The following is a 23492-nucleotide window of genomic DNA, read 5'->3' as shown; positions in this document are numbered from 1 at the left end:
AACTTTGAACATCATGCTCACTCAATCAACAGGCAGATTTTTTGTCCAACATATTGCCAAAGAGGAATAAGTACTGTCCCACGTGAGATATGATTTTCATGCTAGAATAATGCGGATTTGCCCACGCCTTTTATGAATGTTGCACGCTATTTATTATTCTTATTCTTATTACTTCCCCTTTTATAACATTGACGATATAAGCAGCGCTCCTATGACTCAAACGATGACTTCTCAATCTGATCCTACTTCTAGTCCATCATCCGCTGATGACTTTATTTTAACGCCACCTGCCGCGTTTCCTTATAAAGAGCAGCAACTGACGGCACGTGCACGTATCACCGAGCAAATGGCATCACGCATCTTGATGTTAGATGGGGCGATGGGTACACAGATTCAGACCTATAAATTAGAAGAAGCCGACTATCGTGGTGAGCGTTTTGCCGATATCAATCAAGACGTACGCGGTAACAATGATTTATTGGTACTGACACAGCCGCACATGATTAAAGACATTCATCACGATCATCTGCTAGCTGGTGCCGATATCATCGAGACCAATACCTTTAACGGTACGCGTCTGTCGATGGCTGACTACGATATGCAGTATCTAGTGCCTGAGCTGAATAAGACAGCAGCCAAGATTGCCCGTCAAGCGGCGGATGAATTTACGGCAAAAACGCCTGAGAAACCGCGTTTTGTCGCTGGTGTCGTGGGGCCAACCTCACGCACGTGCTCGCTATCACCTGACGTCAATGACCCAGCTTTTCGTAACATTACCTTTGACGAATTGGTACTAAATTACCGTGAAGCAACTTTATGCCTGATAGAAGGTGGTGTTGATCTCATCCTCATCGAAACAATATTTGATACGCTAAATGCCAAGGCAGCGATATTTGCCATCACAGGCGTGTTTGATGATATTGGTTTTGAGCTACCAATTATGATTTCGGGAACGATTACCGATGCCTCAGGTCGAACGCTATCAGGTCAAACCGCTGAAGCCTTTTATAATTCAATCCGCCATGCCAAGCCATTATCGGTTGGCTTTAATTGCGCATTAGGCGCTGATGCGCTGCGTCCGCATATCCAAACGCTATCGAACATTGCTAATACCTACGTGTCAGCGCATCCGAACGCAGGTCTGCCCAACGAGTTTGGTGAATATGATGAAACAGCTGAACAAACCGCCGCCCTGCTCGAAGGCTTTGCCAAAGCAGGTATCTTAAACATCGTTGGTGGCTGTTGTGGTACGACGCCTGAGCATATCCGTCAAATCGCTAAAATGGTGGCAAATTATCCACCGCGCGTCATTCCAGATATCCCACCTGCCTGCCGTTTATCAGGTCTTGAGCCATTTACTATTAATGCCGACAGCCTGTTCGTCAACGTGGGTGAACGTACCAACGTGACAGGCTCTAAAAAGTTTTTACGCTTGATCAAAACCGAAGCCTATACCGAAGCACTCGATGTGGCGCGAGATCAGGTCGAAGGCGGCGCGCAAATCGTCGATATCAATATGGACGAAGGCATGCTCGACTCCAAGCAAGCGATGATTCATTTCGTCGACTTGGTGTCTGGTGAACCTGATATCAGCCGCGTACCGCTGATGATTGACTCGTCTAAATGGGACATCATCGAAGAAGGCCTTAAGCGTATCCAAGGCAAGTCCGTTGTCAACTCTATCTCATTAAAAGAAGGTCATGCTGAATTCGTTGAGCGTGCCAAGCTTTGTATGCGCTACGGTGCCGCCGTTATCGTCATGGCATTTGATGAAGACGGTCAAGCCGATACTTACGAGCGTAAGATTCAAATCTGTCAACGCAGCTATGATGTGTTGGTCAATGAAGTTGGTTTCCCATCAGAAGACATTATTTTTGACCCGAACATTTTTGCCGTTGCCACTGGTATCACTGAGCACAATAATTATGGTGCGGACTTTATCAACGCCACCAAATGGATTACCGATAATTTGCCCAATGCGATGGTATCGGGTGGTGTCTCTAACGTCTCGTTCAGTTTCCGTGGTAATCCTATCCGTGAAGCCATCAACTCCGTATTCCTTTATCATGCGATTCAAAACGGTCTGACGATGGGTATCGTCAATCCTGCCATGCTTGAACTGTACGATGATATTCCAAAGGAAGCACGCGACGCCATCGAAGATGTGATGCTCAACCGCAACCAAGGTGAGAGCGGTCAAGATGCCACCGAACGTCTGATGACTGTGGCTGAAAACTACCAAAACGGTGGCAAGAAAAAAGACAGCACCGTTGATATGTCATGGCGCGAAGGCACGGTAGAAGAACGCATTGCCCATGCTTTAGTGAAAGGTATTACCACCTTTATCGAAGCCGATACCAAAGAAGCATGGGAGAAATACCCCAAGCCACTAGAAGTCATCGAAGGGCCATTGATGGACGGGATGAATATCGTCGGTGACTTATTTGGTGCCGGTAAAATGTTCTTACCACAAGTGGTCAAATCAGCTCGCGTGATGAAACAATCCGTTGCGTGGCTAAATCCGTATATCGAAGCGGAAAAAGTCGAGGGTGAAAAGAAAGGCAAAATCCTCATGGCAACGGTCAAAGGTGACGTCCATGATATCGGTAAAAATATCGTCGGCGTGGTGCTGGGCTGTAATGGCTATGATATCGTTGATCTGGGCGTCATGGTCCCGTGTGAAAAAATCCTCGATACCGCTATCGCAGAAGAAGTCGATATCATTGGCTTATCAGGTCTGATTACCCCAAGTCTCGATGAGATGGTCTATGTCGCCAAGCAAATGCAAGAGCGCGGCATGACGTTACCCTTGATGATTGGCGGTGCAACGACCTCCAAAGCGCATACAGCAGTTAAAGTCGAGCCACAATACCAAAATGATGCCGTCATCTATGTATCTGATGCCTCACGCTCAGTCGGTGTAGTCACTAAACTGCTCTCCAAAGAATACCGTCAAGCGCTTATCGATGAAACTCGCGAAGAGTATGTCAAAGTACGTGAACGCCTTGCCAAGCGTCAACCAAAAGCGGCGAAGGTCACGTATGCCGAATCGGTCAAGATTGGTTTTCAGTATGATTGGGAAAACTATGTGCCACCAGTCCCCAATAAGCTGGGGCAAGTGATATTTGATGACTATCCAATCGCTAACTTGCTGCCTTATATCGACTGGACACCATTCTTTATCTCTTGGGGTCTGGTCGGTAAGTATCCGAAAATATTGCAAGATGATGTAGTCGGCGAAGCGGCACGCGATTTGTTCGATAATGCCAATGAGCTGATGCAAAAGATGATTGATGAAAAATTAATCGTCGCCAAAGGGGTGTTCAAACTTATGCCAGCTCACCGTACGGGTGCCGATACCGTTACTGTCTATGACCGTACTACTAAAGGCGGCGCAGCAGAATATCAATTCGAGCACTTACGTCAGCAAAGCGACAAGGCCAGCGGCAAGCCTAACTTTAGCTTGGCAGACTTTATCTCACCATCTAACACCCACACTGACCACTTGGGCGGCTTTACCGTCTCTATCGTCGGTACAGAAGCACTGGCTGAAAAGTACAAAGCAGCAGGTGATGACTATAATGCCATCATGGTGCAGGCATTGTCTGATCGCTTAGCTGAAGCCTTTGCTGAGCATCTGCATGAGCTCATCCGTAAAGAGTATTGGGGCTATCAACCGACTGAATCACTCACTAATGATGAGATGATCAAAGAGAAATACGTGGGTATCCGCCCTGCGCCTGGCTACCCTGCCTGCCCTGAGCATACCGAAAAAGGCAAATTGTTTGATTGGCTCGGTACGGTAGATGCGATTGGTACAACGCTAACCGAAAGCTATGCGATGTGGCCTGCGTCATCGGTCAGCGGATTCTATTACTCGCATCCTGACAGTGAGTATTTCAACGTCGGTAAGATAAGCCGTGATCAGCTAGAGAGCTATGCTGAGCGTAAAGGCTGGGATATGAAGACTGCTGAGAAGTGGTTAAATCCGAATTTGTAAGATGGTTTTAGTTAGGAGTCTCTATAATAATTTTTGCTGCGGGATTGGTTGCTTAAGTAACCAATCCTGCTTTTGCTTTTATCTACCAGTCTAGGTGAATTAATATAGATTTACTCAATCTTCAACTAGAGAGTAAAATACAGGTTCTGGGAAAAGCATGTTCAAATTCTCAGGTTTTATTTTAAAAAATGGTCCTTTTTCGCTTGTACGATTTGTTCCATTTTTTCTTTTTATCAAGTGATCTAAAGTTATTATTCCTTGATCTATCAATGGTAATAACTGATGTACTGAGCTATGCTGAAGAAACCGTACAAGTAAACTTGGTAAACTAAGCGTATTAATCGGAGTTTATCATGACCAAGAAAGTAAGAACCTACAGTGACGAATTTAAAGCCGAAGCTGTTAAAAAGATAGCAGACAACAACGGCAATATTTCAACGACCGCAAAGCAGCTTGGTATCGCCATGCAAACCTTATCGAACTGGAACAACAAAGCTAATCAAGGCAAACTTGTAGGAACAGCTCAATACGATCCTGATCTTATGACGGCTCTTCAAGAAATAAAGCAGCTCAAGCGACAACTTAAAGTTGCCGAAGAGGAGCGAGAGATCCTAAAAAAGGCCACGGCGTACTTTGCAAAGCACAGTTAGTCAGGTACGCCTTTATCAAAGATAATCAGCACTTCTTTAGCATCACCACTATGTGCCGTGTGCTAAGTGTTAAGCCATCAAGTTATTACGACTGGCTGAGTCGTGATATCAGTGACCAACAGATACATCGTAATCAGTCTGAGCTACTGGTTAGGGCTGCTCACAGTGAAACTCGTGAGCGCTATGGTGTTGAGCGACTGCATGCAAAGCTCATAGAGCAAGGCCATGATATTAGCTTGTACATGGTCAGACGTATCAAAGAAGAACATGGCATAAAATGCCGTCGCCATAAACGCTTTAAAGTCACTACAGACTCAAACCATAATAAAATGGTTTATCCAAACGTGTTGGATCAGCAGTTTGATGCTAAGCGTCCTAATGAGTCTTGGGTCAGTGACATCACCTATATCTGGACGAATGAGGGTTGGCTGTACTTAGCAGGGGTTAAAGACTTATACACTAAAGAGCTGGTTGGCTATGCCATTAACAAACGTATGACCGCTGATCTAATATGCAAAGCATTGAACATGGCCATCAAGAACAAACGGCCCAGCAAAGAGCTAATAGTTCACTCTGACAGAGGCAGTCAGTACTGTAGCCATGCCTACCACAAGATTATCAAACAGCATCAGTTTACAGGCTCAATGAGCGCTAAAGGTAATTGCTTCGACAATGCACCCATAGAAAGCTTCTGGGGCACTTTAAAGAACGAGCTGGTATATCACGAAGACTATAAAACAAGGTTTACAGCCATCAGCGATATCATTGGCTATATTGAGCTGTACTAATGAGCTATGCTGAAGAAACCGTACAATTAAACTTGGTAAACTAACGACTCAAAGAGGAGTTTACCATGGTCAAGAAAGTAAGAACCTACAGCGATGAATTTAAAGCCGAAGCTATTAAGAATATAGCAGACAATAAGGGTAATGTTTCAGCGACTGCAAAGCAGCTTGGCATAGCCATGCAAACGCTATCTAACTGGCAAAACAAAGCCACTCAAGGCAAGCTTGCAGGGACTGAGCAATATGACCCACAGCTAATGGCCGTGCTAGAAGAGAATAAGCGCCTCAAGCGACAGCTGAAAGTTGCCGAAGAGGAGCGCGAAATTCTAAAAAAGGCGACGGCGTACTTCGCCAAACACAGCTAGTAAAGTACGCCTTTGTTAAAGACAACCAGCAACTCTTTCGCATCAGTAGCATGTGCCGTGTACTACATATTAGACCCTCAAGTTACTACGACTGGCTGGGTCGTGACATCAGCGCTCAGCAGATACATCGTAACCAGTCTGAGCTACTAATCAAAGCGGCACACAGTGAAACAAAGGAGCGCTACGGCTTTGAGCGTCTGCATGCGCATCTAAATGAGCAAGGATATGATATCAGCCCATACATGGTCAGAAGCATCAAGGAAGAACACGGTATCAAATGCCGTCGTCATAAGCGTTTTAAAGTTACTACCGACTCAAACCACAACAAGCTGGTCTATGACAACGTGCTCGATCAGCAGTTTGACGTCAACCGCCCTAACGAAGCATGGGTCAGTGATATCACCTATATCTGGACAACCGAGGGCTGGCTGTACTTAGCAGGCGTTAAAGACTTGTATACCAAAGAGCTGGTTGGCTATGCCATCAACAAACGTATGACCGCTGACTTAGTTTGCAAAGCATTGAACATGGCAATTAAGAATAAGAGACCAAGCAAGGGACTAATTGTTCACTCTGACAGAGGCAGTCAGTATTGTAGCCATGCGTATCATAAGATTATTAAACAGCATCAGTTTATAGGCTCAATGAGTGGCAAAGGTAATTGTTATGACAACGCACCCATAGAGAGCTTCTGGGGTGTATTAAAGAATGAGCTGGTATATCATCAGGACTATAAGACCAGATTTGCCGCTATTACCGATATCATTAGATATATCGAGTTGTACTACAACCAAACGAGAATTCAAAAGGGTTTAGGCTATAAATCGCCAAGACAGGTGTGGTTTGACTATTATCGTCAAGCGGCGTAACTAAAATCTCCCAAGTTTAACTGTACGGATTTGACGGCAGGGGTCAAACGTGGCGATTTTCTATTGTTCAGATTTTAACTCAATCTACTTTACCTTTAGTCCGCCGACACCGCTCAGAACAATAAATCACCTGCTCCCAGTCTTTCTCCCACTTTTTACGCCACGTAAACGGGCGCTGGCAGACGGGGCAGGTTTTTTGCGGTAGGTTTACCTTCTTATGTGCCATGGTCTGCTCCTTTCTGCCGTATATCTCATATCTATGGTTAATGTTTACTGCCTATTTATCTTCTTTTTGATGATCCAGCCCTTCATACTTTTTCACCCGTCGGCATTGGTCGGAGCAATAGACCATGCTCTCCCAGTTTTTATCCAGCTTCTTAGTCCAACTAAACTCGCGCTCGCAGACAGGGCAGAGTTTTTTGCGGACGTTCTTCTTTTTGTGCGCCATAATTTTCTCATTGGTTTGTTTAATATATAGTCGATTCACTATCATCGGATACGGTGTCAGGCTTGCTTGATCTACTGTTTATAGTGATTTCACTCGCCGTCATCGTATCCAAAGTAGCTGTTGCCGACTATATTACCACTGTCTCTCAATCATAAGCCCTATTTATAGTGCTATTCATCAGCATTGCTCATAAGCGTTAATAACCAATCATTAGTTGTTAATCGTCAGCTATTAATCAGTAGTTATTAATCATAATCATCAAAGATTTTATTTAGCCTGTTGAGGCTATTGACAATTAGCTTGCCTGATTGATCGGTACTGCTATCGATGAGTAATTTCTCATCCATCCGCATCGTCAGCGGTGCAAGCGCCTCTTTTAATGCGTTTGCCATAAGTGCGGTCTGCTGAGTGATGTCAGGCGCATCGCTATCTACGGTTTGATGCTCTTCATTTTTAATCAGGCTCTCAGTCAGACTACTAGACAAGCTATTGGCCATTTTCTGTGCTAGCTCTTCAACGGCATTGACCAGCTGCACCATCAGCGCTTTTTGCACCTCTTGGTTTTGCTTGAGATACTCACCTTCTGCCTTCTCAGCATTGTGATCATGCTTATATATTTGCATCAGCTGATTCAGACTTTTCTCAAAGCCATTATCGATACTGTCACTGACGACTTTGGCATTATTGATCACGCTATCGGCAAGGATTTTCTGTGCTTCTAATTGGCCGTTTAACTGCGCATCAAGCTGCGCTTGTTGTCCTGCCTCTCGTAATCGAGCGATTTGTTCAGGATCATTTTTCGTTAAGTATATCTCAAACTGGCTACTGATGGCATTGAAGCCACTGGCCAAGTCGACCAGCTGGGCAACGATACGCGCGCCCGTATCACCGTCTTCTCCGCCCATGGCTTTGTTACGTAAAAAGTCTGCTTTGATTTGCGTCCAACGCTGCATTTCTGCTTCGGTCAACACACCGCGCATCTCGCCAAGCTTGAGCAGATTGCTCTCTGCGCCTTCGGTCAGTAGCTGTGACTCTCCCAAATAGTGATCGTCTATCAGCTGGTTCAGCTCACTCTTATTCATGACCGCCGACAGCTTTTCAGTCATCTTATTCATATTACGATAACTGCCTTGCAGCTTAAATATCGGCTCAACGCGGTACTTATCGTCTTGCGAAGCAGAGGCGATATACGCTTGGTTAACATCCAGAATGACTTCTTGCACCCTAAACATATGACGCAAGATCGCGACAATCTCATTAATCTCTGAAGTGCTATACGGATACGTCAAATCACCGCTTTGAGCTTGGGCAAGATTCGCATTGTCCGCTTTCGCCATTTTGATGAGACGATGCACATCGCTCAAATCGCGGTTGGCAAGTGGTGCTAATACGGCATTAGAGGTCAGCGAGTTTTCGATATAACTAAGCGCAAACACTTCTTCCATGCCGCTCATGATATCGCCTAAGTTGTAGATATCGGCACGGTTGGCGAGCATGTCTGGCACTTTGAAGGCCTCGCCGCTCTCGGTATATGGGTTACCTGCCATGACCACGCAGAACTTTTTGCCGCGCATGTCATAAGTTTTGGTTTTGTCTTGCCAGACGCCATCAATACGGCGTGTACCATCGCCGAGCGAGATAAATTTCTGTAAAAATTCCGCATGCGTATGCTGAATATCATCGAGATAAAGCATGACATTATTGCCCATCTCAAAAGCTAAGTTGATTTTATTCAGCTCTTCTCGTGCGGTGGCATTGGGCGCTTTTTCAGGATCTAAAGACTTCACATCATGACCGAGTGACGGACAGTTAATCTTCATAAAGATAAGGCCCAGACGGTTTGCCACGTACTCCATCAAAGTCGTTTTACCATACCCTGGTGGCGATATCATCATGAGAATACCCATCAAATCGGTACGCTTATCTTCACCGACCGTACCCATCTGTTTCGCAAGGTTATCACCGATGAGTGGCAGATAGCTCTCGTTAATCAGACGGTTACGCACAAATGAGGATAGTGGACGCGGCTTAAACTCGTCCAGTCGCAACGTCTCTTTTGAGTCATGCAATATCTCTGAGCGCATGGCCAGATAGCGTCTATAGGCAGGGATAATTTGGGTATCATGATGATGCAGACGATTTAAGAAATCATCAACGGCAAAGGTTAACGTCTGCTGATGAATACGTGGATGCTCACCCAGTAAATGATTGACTTGTATTTCAAGCGACACTTTACCCGTGCTACGCTCAAAGCTTTGCACTTGATTGAGCGGATTATTAATACTGGTCAATGACGTGATCGATGACATAGTCGATGAAGTGATTGAGGAAAATGATAAAGCAGATGGCGTGGCACTGGTGCCTGTACTGCCTAAACCTTGATTACCTAGTCCTTTAGCATTTAGTCCTTTATTACCTGACCCTTTAACACCCATCCGTTTATCAAAGCTAGCACCTGAATAAATCAATCGTTGCACCAAGGCTTCACGTTGGGCATCGTTCAATTGAGTGAGTAAAACGGCTATCGCCTCCGGCACATAATGACGGCCACTTTCTAATTGCTGCTTACGTAGCACGTTTTGTGCTTCAATCTCGGCAAGCTGCGCTTCGCTGAGTGCTTCACCTGCTTCGTTGGTGCCATCAGTCGCTACGTTAGCCGATTCATTCTCACCGCAAATCTTCTCAAGTAATGCATGGAACCAGGTTGCCAACAGCTCATAAGCTGATTTTGGTTGGAAGCCAAGCTTGCCAATAGAAGATTGCAGTTGGTCAAAGCCAGCTGTGCTTTGCAGGCTGCCTGACGCACTGTTTAGCGTTTGGCTTAGCTGCTCACACAACTGCTGCGCTTGTTGGCTGGTTTGCCAGTTTACTGTGCTGTTTGCGCCTGCACTGGTTTCAACCGACTGCCCCATCACGCTAACCAAATATTCGCAAGCAAGCTGGACATAATTTGGTTTGAAGATGTTGGCGTTGTTATCAACGTTAGCATTGTCATTGTTATAAGCAGTGACAAAATCACGCATCACTTGGCTCATGTCTTCGACCAATAAAGATTTGGCCGTGTCACTACCCAAGGCACGGCGCAGTTGCTCAGCGGTCGCGGCTCTGTCCGTCCAGTTGCTCGCGCGCGTCAGCACGGACTCATTTAACCAAGCGTCATAACCGAACTGGCGTAAGCTGTCTAAGCCTAGCGCTTGTACGATATTGAGCTGCCAATAGAATAATTGAGCCAACGCACGTACTTGCGGGGTATAAATCAGCAGCCCTGCTTCACGTAGAGTCGGCAGTATTTGCATCAGTAATAGCGTGGCATCATGGTCATGAATGCCTTTGTCATAGCCGAGCTGATAGCGAGGGGTCGCGTAAGCTTTGACCAGTTTGGACAAGGGGCTGTCATTATCAATATCGCCATTCACATCAAGGGTAATGACAGTCGCATCGTATGCTTGATATAGACGCGCTTCCGTCAAACCCTCTTGGCTGTTTTTGGCACTTTCGATAATGCTATATGCTAAGTACTCGGCGCGGTAAACGGTATCCGATTCGGAAGCAATATTCATGTCCCAGTACGGGCGCAAGGCGTTTAGCTCAACATTATTAAGCACTTCATAATAATCTGTACCCGTTAGATGCAAGTTCAACACACGCTTGCCATCTGACTGCTGACGGCTCAATAAGGTCAAATCAAGTGGCTGAGTATTGACCGAAAAACGGTGCTTGCCCAGCTTGATGATTTGACCACCATCTTCAAACAGATCAGACTTGTCTTTTAGACTTTTATAGCTCTCGATCTGAATCGCTTTTAGGCGCGCGTCGATGTCATCAGCTTTTACACTAAAGCCCATCGCTTGCAGCTCTTTTGCGATGTTGCGGACTTTTTGCACCAGACCATCAGCCGCAAAATACGTATTTAGCGCCTCTTCCTCTGTAAAGCCTGTGACGCCAGTACTTTGCGTGCGTTTTTTAATACTCTCAAGCATCCGCAGCGCGCCATCATCTAAGTTTTGCGCCTTACGGTTACGAGCATCGAGCAGTTGCTGCTTATGGTTTTCAAAAGTCTCGTAAATTTCTTCACGTTTACTGATGATGTCTGCTAAAAACTGATCGCCACTATTAGTCTCTGGATCAGCGAATTGACTCTCTAACTCTTCTAGCTGTACCAATAGCTTTGCCATTTGCTCGTCTGATTTCTCAGGCGTATTGGCAATGGATAACGCATTGGCAATCGACTGACCGAACAGCTTGAACTGCGCGCCAAATTGCGCAACGGCCTCCGCTGAGCCTAGATTTTTGCGTTTGTGATTGAGCTTGGCTTTGCTCTGGTTCAAGCTGGCATAAATGGTCGATATGTCATCGATGATTTGCGTACGCACCGTAGCATCGGCTACATCTAACGTACCTAGCAACTCGGTTAATAAATCTAACCCTTGTGCCGTCTCATCAATTTTTTCCAGTACAGGTTTTAGCTCGGCATTGGTTTCAGCGGTGTTTAAACGCTCACTGACATCGACTAATATGCCTTCGTAGCTTGATAGCGCCTCTTCGCCACTTAAAAACAGCACCGTTTTTTCGGCAAGCTCGCCCTCTGCTTCTTCTAATTGCTTTTGCAATGCTTGTAGCTTATCAGCATCTAGATAACGCAAATCTTCCAAGCTGACCAAACGGCCTTTCTGGCGTCTTAATGCTGACAGCTGATCGACATAATCACTGGCAGACTCAAAGCTAGTGACGCGTATCTGCCGCAAAATCTCACTTTGCTGCGTATCGGCATCGGCTAGCGCGGTTTGGGTTTGCTTCTGGATACTTTGTACTTTGGCGAACTCATCAATGACCAGCTCAGCCGTGGCCGTCACTTCTTTAATACTACTAGCGACTTCGCTCAGCTCAGGCTCAGACAACCAATAATAGCTGTCAAAGAGTCGGCTGGTATTATTGGTAAGCTCTTCATAGAGCTTCTGTGATACGCTTTGATTATCAATCAGGCGAGTAATGCTATAAAGGTCTGAGATACCGCGCACCAGTTCTTTATTGCCAATCTTGCCATAAAAACTCGTGCTCTCTGGCAGCTCACTCACATACTCGTGTGAGGCATAAGGCGTGTGCCAGATTTGCATTGGGTGAATACGAGACGGCTCACTTTGGTCACTAAACAGCACCAAGCGGCCATTCTCTGCCAAAGCCATACCGTTACAATAGATAGGATTTGCCAATTGCTTTTTAATCAAGTTATAAGGAAACAGCCCCGTAACGCCCAAGTCTCTGTCGTAAAATAAGAATAGAACATCTTCACCATTCGGCGATACAATTTTACGCTTAAACCGTAAGTCAGTAGCGCCAACGTTATTGGCCTCAAACAGCTTATACTCACCCGTCTGTAGATAATAACCACCCGGAAACATGATACCGTGGTCTTCTGGTAGCTGGACACATGATTGACCAATAGCATCCAATCGCAGCACCGCTTCGGTCAAAGTGTTATAAACGAAATAACGGTAGTCCTCTTCACGATAAGGCAATATCTTAAGCAGTATTAGACTGCCGACTTTGGCATAAGCAATCTCAGCATCCGTCAGCGACTGGGTACGGTCATTGACCGGTTCGCTATAAATACCCTGACCGGACTGCGTGTTGTCCTCAATCTTGATGGTCAAATCGCCACCGACCGTTTCCACAAATATCGTGTCTAAGATATTCATATGCGGATATTTGCCATTCACCATTTGATCGCGGGTGGTCTCAATCCAGTCAAAATCATAAGCAGGCGGCAGCTCAATATCACGCTCGCCTCGATTGTCCACATAAGCGACTTGCGCCGACTCTGGCGTACCTTGGCTAAAATCTAACGCGAAACGGAACACTCGAATATCGGTGATACGCTCGCCAATCTGAAACGCCAACAGTAATTTGCTGTCTTTAACTGTTATTTGAATCAGGCGCGTTTGCTTGTAGTATCGATAAAGCTCATTGAAGTCTTGGACAAAGGCGTCTTGAGCCAAAAAAGTGCCTTTTAAGTCAACCTCTTCAAGCTGATACTCTTCTTCATTACCAACTGGCTCGTTCAGACGATATAACGACAATACGTCTTTAATATTACTCGCACGTTTGAGCCCCATAAAAACGTTGTAGCCAAACAGTAGATAATCACCGACCTGCACCATGTCTTGTGCCACACAGTTGTACTCGGTGCGAATACGAGTACGGGCGATGACTTGCATTTGGGTGCTACCAAACTCTTCGAGACGCGAATTATTGAGCGTCTGCGTCTGTTGCTCTAAACGACCGCCTTGTTCGGTCAGACGTTTTTTGATGAGCTCATAAGCATTGCCTGAAGCAACTGCCTGATCGGTTTGGTTGGCTTGATTAGCGCTATTATTATCGTTGCTATTTGAGTTTTTTGAAGCTTGCGTATCCGCCATCGTTGCTCGTCCGTTTCTGTTTTTACATAATAAGAGAATTTTGGGCAATAGAGAAAATAAGGAAATATTAAGGCATTTGATAAAGTAGCACTTGGCTAATCTAAAAAAACGAGTGGTCACTGCTATTTTTTTAGATTAACCAACTCATCATGATTCGTCGTTCCGAATCACCCTGAGTTAGCAAAAAAATCTGCCGCCTACACGACAGATTTTTTATTTTAGAAAATATTACTCATTCATACTGTTAGATAAAAACTTGCCCATTAATACTAGGCATTTAGACCTTATTAATAAGTCGTTTTATCATCATTTTTCTGGTTTGATTTCATAGCTTGATTGGCCATCACACCATTGATGATACCGCTCAATATATCTGACTTACCTGCTAGGCCATCAATGGCTTTACCGATAGACAATGACTTGGCAAAGTTGTCAAAGAAATGCGCTTCGCCGCCAACAATATCGATTTTGGCTTTCTGTAACGCCACAGCCAATACTTCAGCATTTTCTTTCGCAATCTCTTTACCAGCGTCAATCGAAGCAAGCGCTTCTTGCAATGCTGTTTCAAGACTCATACGGAACTCTTCGTGCTCACGCGCCTCTTTGCTCATGCTACCCATGGCATTGAATTTCTCGACCAGACCATCTGCTTCGGCTTGGAAATGTGCACGAGTAACTTCGGCTTTTGCCAATCCAACTTCACGTTCTGCTTTAGCATTTGACTCACCGCGAGCCGCGATGACTTGAGCATCTGCCATGCCTTTTTCACGCTCAGCTCTGGCGGTAGACTCACCGCGAGCCGCGATAACCTCAGCGTCTGCCATGCCTTTTTCACGATCTGATTGCGCTTCAGCTTGTCCAGTTGCTTTGATAACATTGGCTTTCGCAATGCCTTCTTTTTCCAAAGAAGCCGCTTTGACTTCTTGGATAGCCGCTTCAGCGAAGCCATGTGCTGACTCTTCTGCCTTGATACCTTCGGCCATTTTAATTTTGGCTTCTGAATCTTTGGCGGATGCTTCAAGATTCGCAGCGGCAAGCGTGGTGATTTCGACAGCTTTGTGCTTGGCAGACAGCTCTTCTGCTTCGGCTTTTTTCACCTGACGTACTTTGATTTCTTCCGCATCGGCTTCTGCTGCTAGCACACGTGTTTGCTTAGAACGCTCAGCTTCGCTAATTTCGCGGACTTCTTTGATACGCTCTTCTTCTTGCGCAACCGTTTTGTCCACTGCGATACGTTCACGAATAACGTTGGCGATTTCTTTTTTCTCAAGCTCAATCGCGCGTTCAGCCTCGATACGTTGCAAGTCAACTTCACGCTCACGAGAGACAATTTCTAAATCACGGGCGCGCGTGACTTTTTCTTCTTCGATGACGACCGCACGCAGACGATTTTGTCCTGCTACTTCGATTTCACGCTGCTGATTCTCACGCTGAATGGCCAAATCCTGCTCAACCGAGATAACAGCCGTTTCAGATTTTTTACGCTCTTCTTCTTCAATTTTGCGAGTTTCAGCAGTCTCACGTGCAATCACTGACGAGATTTCACGTTGCTGTTTGGCTTCGGCATCGGCTTGTTGACGCTCTAGCTCTAGCATCGCCTCTCTGGTTTCGACATTCTTTTTCTTAACAGCCAGTTCTTCATCACGCTCAAGCTCGTTGGTGATAACGTTCTGAAAAGCCGTTAACTGAGTAATCTTTTTGATACCTTCAGCATCTAAGATATTACTTGAGTCTAATGAAGATTTTGGCGTTTGCTCTAAGTAATCAATCGCCACATCTTCTAAGACATAGCCGTTCAGATCGTTACCGATTTCTTGAACGATGCTGTCACGAAACTCGCTGCGATTTTCAAACAGTTTGACGAAATCAATCTGCTTACCAACCGTTTTCAACGCTTCAGAGAACTTAGCATTAAACAGCTCGTTGACAGCGACTTTATCTGACGCGCGCTCTACCCCAACCGATTTGGCGACTTTTAGCACATCCTCTTCGGTTTCATTGACGCGTAAATAAAATGCCACGGTGATATCAGCACGCATGTTGTCTGCGCAAATCAAACCTTCTTTACCGCGTCTGTCCACTTCTAACGTGATGAGCGATATGCGCATCAATTCTTTTTTGTTGATGACTGGCCAAACAAAACCACCATCAAAACGTACGGCAATTTTACTCACACCGTTAATAATGAGTGCTTTGCCCTGCTCGACCTTAAAGTAAAAGGCCTTGAGCATCAATAGTGCGACCATCATAAAAACAAACGCCAGCACTACAACCACGCCGACGATAATGAGTGTGTCCATATCCATTCCTTTAATTAAAACATTCCATAATCCATTCAATATAAATCAGATACGCTATCAAGCCTGCTAAATCTACAATTTATAGCACTGTTTATAGCATGTGTGCTTTATAGCCCTGTCATGCACCATTCTGATATCTGAACTACATTGAACCGACTATAACCAAATTTAAAACGATTTGTGCTATTTCTAAAAACTCGCTATTTCTAACAATCAATTATTTCTAAAAATAATTGGCTTTATTCATACTTTTACAATATTTTTTTATCTTCGACGACAACAACTCGGTAGGTATTGGCATCCTTTAAATACTCGACCAACATCACTCTATCGCCTTGTTTTAGCAACCCATCATTGCTGTCTGAACGAATCTTTAATATCAATCCTGCACCGCCATCATTTAGCTCTGCTTCGCCATGTTTATCTGTGACACTAAGCGTACGCACAACAGCGATCTTACCCACATTATTAGACGAATTACGTTTGGGAATTTTGGCGATATTTTTGCGAATCGGCGAAATAATAATACCTGTCAACCACATGGATACGACCAATACGAAAATGAGTGCCCCTGTACCGAATAAATAATACAGAACGCCAGAATCGAGATATTGGTGTAAAAAGCTGGTATATAAATAGCTAAGCAACCAACCGATCAAGCTAATTAAGCTTAGTATGATGATTAAAGGGACACCGTAAAGACCAAATTTGAGCATGAGACCGGTAAAAAAACCAGTCGATGATAAGGTAGAGACATCAGCTTCACCACCTGACCCACCAAGGTCTACGCTATCCATATCTGCCATGCCGAGTAAAGACACAACCCAATATAAGGTGACGAACATCACAAGCCCCGTAAAAATAATCGTGGGATATAAACTGATTTTAGTGATAAAGACTAAAAAAGCTTCTTGCATTGCGCGTACTCTCCTTTTGCTCACCCAATCTATTAGCTCAATGACTTGGTTATACAAATTGGTATTATGTGGATGATGCTCACTCGAATTAATGCTGCCAAGTTTACATTTTTTAAATCAACTTATGTTGCTTTATCAAAGATTATATATACATTCCATTCCATAATACATAGGTTTTACCTTTAGCGTCCCCATATCGGCGAGCGTACAACTCCGCCCACCTTACTGCCAATGGCATAACTTGTATTACCAGATAATGAGTGAATGACCAAACTTCCGCCATTTTGACCGCCCACTTGTGAAAGCTTTGTCGGATAGACAGCATACTGTGCAGATGGTGACAGACGTGCTGGTTCATCCAGTCCAGTCTCTGCTAGATTGATAACTTGCCCAGTACTCAGGGTCATCACCGCAGCCTTACGACCATTGAGATATGCCATGCGCTGACCGTCCAAGCTCAGTTGCGGACTGGCGACATAGCCACTTGTTAGCACAGGCGTGGCACTAGCAGTCTCGAAGTTATAGCGATAGATACGTGGACGTCCAGCGCGGACTTTATCACTGGTATAAACAAAACTTTGCCCATCACTGGCGTAACTTGGCTGTACTTCCGTGCTCGGTAACGTAGTGAGCTGTGTGGTCTTACCGTCACTCAGACGTATCTCATAGATATCAGCATTGCCACCGACAGTTGAGCTATATAGGAGTTTTTGACCATCAGGTGAGAACGACGCTGACATATTGCTGCCTTCAGCATTTACCACAAGGTTGCGGATGTTGCTTTTGCGATCATAGATATAAATCTTAGGATGCTGGCGCGGCGCTTGTTTACTATATGCTAGCAGTTGCCCATCAGCTGACCACGCTGGCGCATAAATATAACCATTAAGCTGATCGATTAACTGACGATCACTACCATCAGGACGAATGCTATAAAGCGTCGATATCTTTGCAGCTCCGACTCCTTGCTCCTCGACATAGGCAATGCGCCCTTGCCGATCTATCGCTGACATTCGCGCCGTTAGTGGATTGCTCGCATTCATATTATTAGCAGGTGCTTGCATCGTTTTAGACATCGTACTAGGCAAGGTCTGACAACCCGTCAACAAAATAAAAGTCGTTAGTGCGGTGATATTACTTATCATTCGTATATTGACAGATGATTTTGATACAAGCATTTTTGACATAAAATAACGTCCAATAAAGTGTTGATTATTGCGTACTGAGAATCTTGACAATTAACGCTAAAAGATTGAGCGCACTAAGGCATCCTAGCCTAAAGACTTTACTTAATAGCAAATGACAGTGTAGCGTAAACCATGCCGAATTTTGGACAAAAAAATACCCCACTAGATAGTGAGGCATTTTTAAAACTACATCTGGCTTTTATAGAACACTGCTTTTATTCAACATTGCTTTTCGCAAATACTATTTAAAAACCATCTGTAATGATTGAATTATTTAGAAACGGCTTTGAAATGAGCAACTTGATTGCTATTGGTAATGGTCAAGATAGGCGTGTTATTGGCATTTTTACTGATGCTATATTTACCTTGTACGGTCGCTAAAGTCGCAGTATCAAGACTTGCTTGTGGCTCAGGGCATGCCATCATAGTAGATAAAACGTTGCCTAATACGACATTGCCATTCACAACCTTGTAGTCAGCGCCCATGTTATTACAGGTGTTCATAAAGGTCACACGGTCACTGCCGCTATCTTTGAAGAACTTTAGCGTCAACGGCTTCGCTGGATCAAAGAACAATTGGCTAACTTTATCGCCATTGCTGCGTTTTGCGTCAACCAGCTGCCAATCATATGCTTGTAGCGTATTAGAAGTAATTGGTTGAGTCACTGGCGCTGTTACGCTAGGGGTGGTTTGGCAACCAGCAGCCAATGTACCTACCGCAAGCGTCGCTGCCATCATCATTTTAGTCATGTTTTTCATATAAACTCCTCTAGTGGTTTTTTAGAATAAAAAATAGCTCTTATCCTAAACATTCGTTTTTATTATGATTAATTTACTGTTTTATTCATTACTCTCAATAATGCGGTCATTATGCACAACTGGAGCTTAACTGTCATTATAGATTAGACCTCTTGCAAAAGTCAGATATTAAGCTCAAGATTTACCAGTCCTGCGAACAGCTTCATTCTTAAATCATAACGTTGACGTCGATTACGGTAGCGTTCAGCCACAATTTTGAATAGCTTAATCAGCCCTATTTTATGCTCAACCAGAATACGACATTTTGCCAAATATTGATTGGCCTGTTTGCAAAGCGCTAGCAACTCACCGCCTTTTGGTTTCTTAAAGGGGATAAAGGTCTGATCGTGTAGCTTGGCTATACCTTGATAACCGCTGTCTGCTAGATAGCTGGTGTTTTTAGGCAGCCAATCAGGACAAGTTTGTTTATAAAGACTAAAGTCATGTACTGAACCGTTGCAGGTTTGCACATCCAATATCAGTCCTGTTTGCCAATGTACGATGACTTGCGCTTTTAAGGTATGTTGTTTCTTTTTTCCACTGTAGTACTGTTTTTGGTTTTTTTTGGCCGTTCAATGGGCGTTTCGGTGGCATCAATGATGACTGCTGACCAATTGATATCCTCAGGCTTACCGTGTGGCAGTTTTCGTGGCAAATCAAATCTGCCTGAGTGGATAAGGATGTCTTCTACTCTTCTGACAATGCGACTGGCAGAGGACTCATGAACGTTGAAGTCCACACCAATATGATAAAGGGTTCGGTATTCACGCCAATAGGTCAGTGCGAGTAAAATCTGCGCCTCTAAGCTAAGTTCACTTGGACGACCTGATTTGGTCTTGGAAGCTTCATGCTCTTGCATGGCTTCTAGCATTTTCTCAAAAGTGGCTTTGTGGATGCCAGTATAACGTTTAAAACCTGCATCGCTCTGTTCAAGTAGTTTGGCTATATTTGGCATATCTTTTAAATATTTAGGGTTCAGTTATAGTCTTTGAGTCTTGAAACTACTTTTGCAAGAGGTCTATTGAGTGTATGATTACCCTGTTATTTGTTGCGATCTATAGTCTTTTTGCTAACCTCTATTGTTAGACGTTACATTAACTGCTAACACTTTTTCTATAACTTCTTGAATATACCCTAAAAACCGATAATTTCTCGTTAAAATTACCGTTTTACTCATTCATGCTAGGTATTACTCTAGATTGGCACTGTTCTGTTGTTGCAAAGCAGCATAGCCTACCAAACGCTTGCGTTCAGCCTCACTAAATAGCTGCTGTTCGATTTGATTGATTTGGGTTTGTGCTTGCGTTTTATCTGCACTTTGACTCAATAAGCGCTGTTTTTGGGCTTGATATTGGTCGAAACGTTGAGCAAAGTTAGCATCTTCTGCATCAACTCGCGCGAGGCGTGCGGCGGCTGGAGCACCTACCAGATCACGACGCATGTTATACAATTCCTGAGCCGTTGCCCCTTTTGCTTGCATCTGTTTTGTGCGACTCATCAGCTCGTTCAGATTGGCTTGCTGGATGATACCGGCTTTGAGCGCATTATCTGGCATACGGCTAATGTAGTTCTGCCGTGTTGCCTCTTTTTGCACATCGTTTAGCTGCTGATTTTGGTTAATTCTGACCATCTCCATACTATAATTATCATACTCCTCTTCTGCACCAAAGAAAGCGGTAATGGTTTCTTTAGTAAAATACTGCTGACGCAACTTGGCTACATCTTGCTTTTGCTGAGCGACGACATTTAGATCCAGCTCACCGCTTTTTGCCGCTTGTAATTGCAGATTACCGTAACGTTGTTCTATTTCAGAAATGGCTTTAAGATAGGTAATATATTGATCAAATATAGCGACCGCTTGACTAGCGGCAGGCTCTGGCGTGTGGTGACGAATATAGCTTTCGACACGGGCATAAATAACCGCTTCATCTTCTTCACCCAGCGCCGACAAAAAATAATCGAATAAATGCCGTAGACCTTCAGTGACGACCAACTGCTTATTTTCGTCAATGATGATTTCGCCGTCAATTTGCGTGCCTTGTAATGAGCGCGGCAAACGCTCCAATCCAGTGACAAATAGAGACTGGTTTTGGGCGGCAGTTGTTTGCACTACTTGGCCATTATCCAGCGCAGTTGATAGAGTAGCATCAGCCTCATTAGTGAGGGCACTGGATACTGGTTGCTCTGTAGCCATACGTGTATTATCAGGTTTGAACCACATAATCACCGCCGCCGTTATGGCTATGCTAACCAAGGCGATTATAACTATTGGTAGATAGGCTGGGCGGCGATTATTCGACATAGATGAGGGTTCTTTTTATAAGTCAGCTTAAAGGCTTATGTTTTTAAAAGCGTATGTTATTAAAAGCTTACATTATTAAAGGTTAGCGTTTTTAAGACGATTGACCTGAGTACGATAGATAGATTTTGGCTCAGAATCGCCCCATGCCGTCAGACCCAATACTTGATCGGCTGAATCCAAATGGTTCATTCTATAATTATCCCGAATCACATAACCAAGACGACTTGAGCAAGCAGACACCAACCCATCATTAGACTCGCCTGCAAACGGCACGCTCGTTGCTGCTAATAAATAATCACTAGGATCAAGTGCGCTCGTTATTTGCCCAACCCCGCTGAACGAATAGTATTTGATACCATTGACAGCAGTACTGGTCGGCTGACCACAATAATTTTTTGGCATTGCCGCGGGAAATTTGGCATTGAACTTAGCAGCACCATCGGTTGATAGAGCCACGAGCGCTTGCCAGCCATCTTGCTCTTGTATCTCTTTAAAACTGATACCTGAACCAACGTCTGTAAAGCCACCAATCAAATTGAACACGCCTGAGACTAGCTGTGTTGTGACATTGGATGGATTACCTGTAGTGTTGTTTGGCTCCAGGGTGTTTTTGACAAAATCTGCCGTTTTTGACCCTTGTTCTGGGCTTGATACTGCCGTAACTGATGCGACATATTTTGGCGCGACGCCAGCGACATAGCGGATATCTATACCGCCTTGACTGTGTCCAAATAAATTGACTTTAGGTTCACCTGAAATGGCAGTGATGGTTTTGACTTGTTGTAGCAGTTGCTCTCCGCGAATCTCACTGTTATTGACGGCTGACGTTTTGGTGGTGTATACCTCTGAGCCGCCTTTCATCAACTCTTGAGGAATGCCATTGAAGTAGTCGATAATCCCAAACAAGTTAGTGAAGCCGCCAAGACCATGTGCCATAACAATTGGGTATTTTGTATCAGTATGATTTGACGTCCAGTATTTGTTGCTGACCAGCTTACATCCGGTTGAATTGGCACAATTATAGTATTGACCAGCAGCTTGAGCTGAGGTGGTTTGTAGAGCCATTAAAAGTACACCGGCACCGATAACACCAAGTGAGGGGAGAAATGCGCTGGGCGTGAAAGCCGAAGCTAGAGAAGATTTTAGCGTCATAATAACGTCCTTGTTATCATTAATTTTGATTATCTTTACCTCTCAAATACGACAGCAGAAGCGGCAAAGATTGCTGCTAATTCCTTTAGCATGCAAAATTACATTACTTATATCTTCTGTAACATTCAACTAAATTGTCAAAATATGAATATATTATCGTGACTATAGGGTCACAACTGCCCCTACTTCGCTGTAAAGCAATTATTATCAATAATAATGATAGGTTCACTATCACTTAACGTAAAACAGCGGCGTCTTCATTTATGTTATAATTCAAGCCATTAATTCCATAACTATAAGTAATATAATGATGACTAAAAAATCCCTTATCCAGTCCCCAGAAGCCATAGAAAAAATGCGCGTGGCCGGTAAACTTGCCAGTGATGTCCTTGTCATGCTCGATGAGCACGTTCGAGTTGGCATCAGTACCGAGGCACTTAACCAAATCGCCCATGACTATATCGTTAATGTGCAACAGGCTATTCCTGCACCGCTTAACTATAATGGCTTCCCAAAATCAATTTGCACCTCGATTAATCATGTGGTTTGTCATGGTATTCCAGCCGAAAACAAGCTACTCAAAGATGGTGACATCATCAATATCGATGTGACCGTGATAAAAGATGGCTACTATGGCGATACCTCAAAAATGTGGATCGTGGGTAACGGCTCTATCATGGCACAGCGTATCTGCAAAGTGGCACAAGACGCCCTATATGCTGGTATGAGTGTCGTCAAAAACGGTGCGCGTCTAGGTGATGTCGGTGCTGCTATCCAAGCAGTGGTCGAGCCTGAACGTTTCAGTATCGTTCGCGAGTTCTGTGGTCACGGCATTAGTAATGAGTTTCACCATGAGCCACAAGTTATGCACTATGGCAAAAAAGGTACAGGCTTTGAGCTAAAAACAGGCATGACCTTTACCATCGAGCCGATGATTAACCAAGGTACATGGCAAACCAAGATTTTGCCTGATGAATGGACGGCGATTACTAAAGACCGTAAGCTGTCAGCACAGTGGGAGCATACGATGGTCGTGACCGATAATGGCTGTGAGGTGTTTACCACTCGCCCTGAAGAAGATTTGAGTTTTTTGACCCAGTAATATCAAAAAAGATCGCCTAGGCGGTCTTTTTTTTGGCCAATAATTAGGTCATATTGAGTATTGTGCTCACCCGCTTTTTATCTTTATACTCTGATGACTTAATAACTTATATTGGTAATTATATTCGTGGCTTTTGTCAGCTACCAGCACACTGGTGATTCTACGCTTTTCAGCTGAAACGTTTTATTTTTAAACTCTTAA

Annotated in this window: 15 protein-coding genes and 1 pseudogene; 4 read left to right on the top strand and 12 right to left on the bottom strand. The window is 44.3% G+C overall.

Annotation, left to right across the window (positions count from 1 at the left end):
• The first annotated feature begins 211 nt into the window (after positions 1–211).
• Positions 212–4000 (top strand): methionine synthase, encoded by a 3789-nt coding sequence (metH, locus tag JMV76_RS06615; RefSeq protein WP_201502044.1) that lies wholly within the window; start codon positions 212–214, stop codon positions 3998–4000.
• Positions 4001–4114: 114 nt separating this feature from the next.
• On the opposite strand, the gene JMV76_RS15240 is transcribed toward metH, so the two are convergent.
• Positions 4115–4342, bottom strand: a complete 228-nt coding sequence (locus JMV76_RS15240; RefSeq protein WP_201502091.1) for an MvaI/BcnI family restriction endonuclease — start codon at positions 4340–4342, stop codon at positions 4115–4117.
• 11 nt (positions 4343–4353) lie between these two features.
• On the opposite strand from JMV76_RS15240, the pseudogene JMV76_RS06605 reads away from it, so the two are divergent.
• Positions 4354–5435, top strand: a pseudogene (locus tag JMV76_RS06605) (IS3 family transposase); the annotation flags it as partial.
• Between the two features lie 68 nt (positions 5436–5503).
• Positions 5504–6669, top strand: a protein-coding gene (locus JMV76_RS06600; RefSeq protein WP_201502043.1) for an IS3 family transposase whose coding sequence is annotated in 2 segments (ribosomal slippage) — positions 5504–5762 and positions 5762–6669 — 1167 coding nt in all. Because the reading frame shifts where the segments join, the coding sequence is not laid out codon by codon here.
• Between the two features lie 79 nt (positions 6670–6748).
• Here JMV76_RS06600 and JMV76_RS06595 read toward each other — a convergent pair.
• From JMV76_RS06595 to JMV76_RS06545, 11 genes are all read right to left on the bottom strand, one after another.
• Positions 6749–6895, bottom strand: a complete 147-nt coding sequence (locus JMV76_RS06595; RefSeq protein ID WP_201502042.1) for a DUF2256 domain-containing protein — start codon at positions 6893–6895, stop codon at positions 6749–6751.
• A gap of 51 nt (positions 6896–6946) precedes the next feature.
• Positions 6947–7117, bottom strand: a complete 171-nt coding sequence (locus JMV76_RS06590) for a DUF2256 domain-containing protein (RefSeq protein WP_010196547.1) — start codon at positions 7115–7117, stop codon at positions 6947–6949.
• 245 nt (positions 7118–7362) lie between these two features.
• Positions 7363–13533: a DNA repair ATPase gene (locus JMV76_RS06585; RefSeq protein ID WP_201502041.1), complete on the bottom strand. Its 6171-nt coding sequence runs from the start codon at positions 13531–13533 to the stop codon at positions 7363–7365.
• Between the two features lie 287 nt (positions 13534–13820).
• Positions 13821–15833, bottom strand: coding sequence for a flotillin family protein (locus tag JMV76_RS06580; RefSeq protein WP_201502040.1), 2013 nt, complete (start codon positions 15831–15833; stop codon positions 13821–13823).
• 251 nt (positions 15834–16084) lie between these two features.
• Positions 16085–16750, bottom strand: a complete 666-nt coding sequence (locus JMV76_RS06575) for a hypothetical protein (protein ID WP_201502039.1) — start codon at positions 16748–16750, stop codon at positions 16085–16087.
• A 182-nt stretch (positions 16751–16932) separates the two neighbouring features.
• Entirely contained in the window at positions 16933–17937 is a 1005-nt protein-coding gene (locus JMV76_RS06570; RefSeq protein ID WP_201502038.1) for a PD40 domain-containing protein, read from the bottom strand.
• A gap of 270 nt (positions 17938–18207) precedes the next feature.
• On the bottom strand, positions 18208–18696 hold the full coding sequence (locus tag JMV76_RS06565; RefSeq protein WP_201502037.1) for an META domain-containing protein: 489 nt from the start codon (positions 18694–18696) through the stop codon (positions 18208–18210).
• Between the two features lie 161 nt (positions 18697–18857).
• Positions 18858–19238, bottom strand: a complete 381-nt coding sequence (locus tag JMV76_RS06560) for a transposase family protein (RefSeq protein WP_238069273.1) — start codon at positions 19236–19238, stop codon at positions 18858–18860.
• A gap of 11 nt (positions 19239–19249) precedes the next feature.
• Positions 19250–19690, bottom strand: coding sequence for a transposase family protein (locus JMV76_RS06555; RefSeq protein ID WP_201501705.1), 441 nt, complete (start codon positions 19688–19690; stop codon positions 19250–19252).
• Positions 19691–19924: 234 nt separating this feature from the next.
• Positions 19925–21037, bottom strand: a complete 1113-nt coding sequence (locus tag JMV76_RS06550; protein WP_201502036.1) for a lipase secretion chaperone — start codon at positions 21035–21037, stop codon at positions 19925–19927.
• 75 nt (positions 21038–21112) lie between these two features.
• Positions 21113–22189, bottom strand: coding sequence for an esterase/lipase family protein (locus tag JMV76_RS06545; RefSeq protein WP_109592717.1), 1077 nt, complete (start codon positions 22187–22189; stop codon positions 21113–21115).
• 310 nt (positions 22190–22499) lie between these two features.
• On the opposite strand from JMV76_RS06545, the gene map reads away from it, so the two are divergent.
• Positions 22500–23291, top strand: coding sequence for a type I methionyl aminopeptidase (gene map / locus JMV76_RS06540; protein ID WP_372815769.1), 792 nt, complete (start codon positions 22500–22502; stop codon positions 23289–23291).
• Positions 23292–23492: the final 201 nt, after the last annotated feature.

The sequence above is a fragment of the Psychrobacter cibarius genome (genome assembly GCF_904845955.1).
GTDB lineage: Bacteria > Pseudomonadota > Gammaproteobacteria > Pseudomonadales > Moraxellaceae > Psychrobacter > Psychrobacter cibarius_B.
Note: the sequence above shows the minus strand (reverse complement) of the source record. Positions and strands in the feature narration are given on the sequence as shown.

Excerpts from the sequence above, each read along its gene's own strand:
- metH (WP_201502044.1), top strand. The coding sequence starts at position 212 with ATGACTCAAACGATGACTTCTCAATCTGATCCTACTTCTAGTCCATCA.
- JMV76_RS06595 (WP_201502042.1), bottom strand. The coding sequence starts at position 6,895 with ATGGCACATAAGAAGGTAAACCTACCGCAAAAAACCTGCCCCGTCTGC.
- JMV76_RS06590 (WP_010196547.1), bottom strand. The coding sequence starts at position 7,117 with ATGGCGCACAAAAAGAAGAACGTCCGCAAAAAACTCTGCCCTGTCTGC.
- JMV76_RS06585 (WP_201502041.1), bottom strand. The coding sequence starts at position 13,533 with ATGGCGGATACGCAAGCTTCAAAAAACTCAAATAGCAACGATAATAAT.
- JMV76_RS06580 (WP_201502040.1), bottom strand. The coding sequence starts at position 15,833 with ATGGACACACTCATTATCGTCGGCGTGGTTGTAGTGCTGGCGTTTGTT.
- JMV76_RS06575 (WP_201502039.1), bottom strand. The coding sequence starts at position 16,750 with ATGCAAGAAGCTTTTTTAGTCTTTATCACTAAAATCAGTTTATATCCC.
- JMV76_RS06570 (WP_201502038.1), bottom strand. The coding sequence starts at position 17,937 with ATGTCAAAAATGCTTGTATCAAAATCATCTGTCAATATACGAATGATA.
- JMV76_RS06565 (WP_201502037.1), bottom strand. The coding sequence starts at position 18,696 with ATGAAAAACATGACTAAAATGATGATGGCAGCGACGCTTGCGGTAGGT.
- JMV76_RS06555 (WP_201501705.1), bottom strand. The coding sequence starts at position 19,690 with ATGCCAAATATAGCCAAACTACTTGAACAGAGCGATGCAGGTTTTAAA.
- JMV76_RS06550 (WP_201502036.1), bottom strand. The coding sequence starts at position 21,037 with ATGTCGAATAATCGCCGCCCAGCCTATCTACCAATAGTTATAATCGCC.
- JMV76_RS06545 (WP_109592717.1), bottom strand. The coding sequence starts at position 22,189 with ATGACGCTAAAATCTTCTCTAGCTTCGGCTTTCACGCCCAGCGCATTT.
- map (WP_372815769.1), top strand. The coding sequence starts at position 22,500 with ATGACTAAAAAATCCCTTATCCAGTCCCCAGAAGCCATAGAAAAAATG.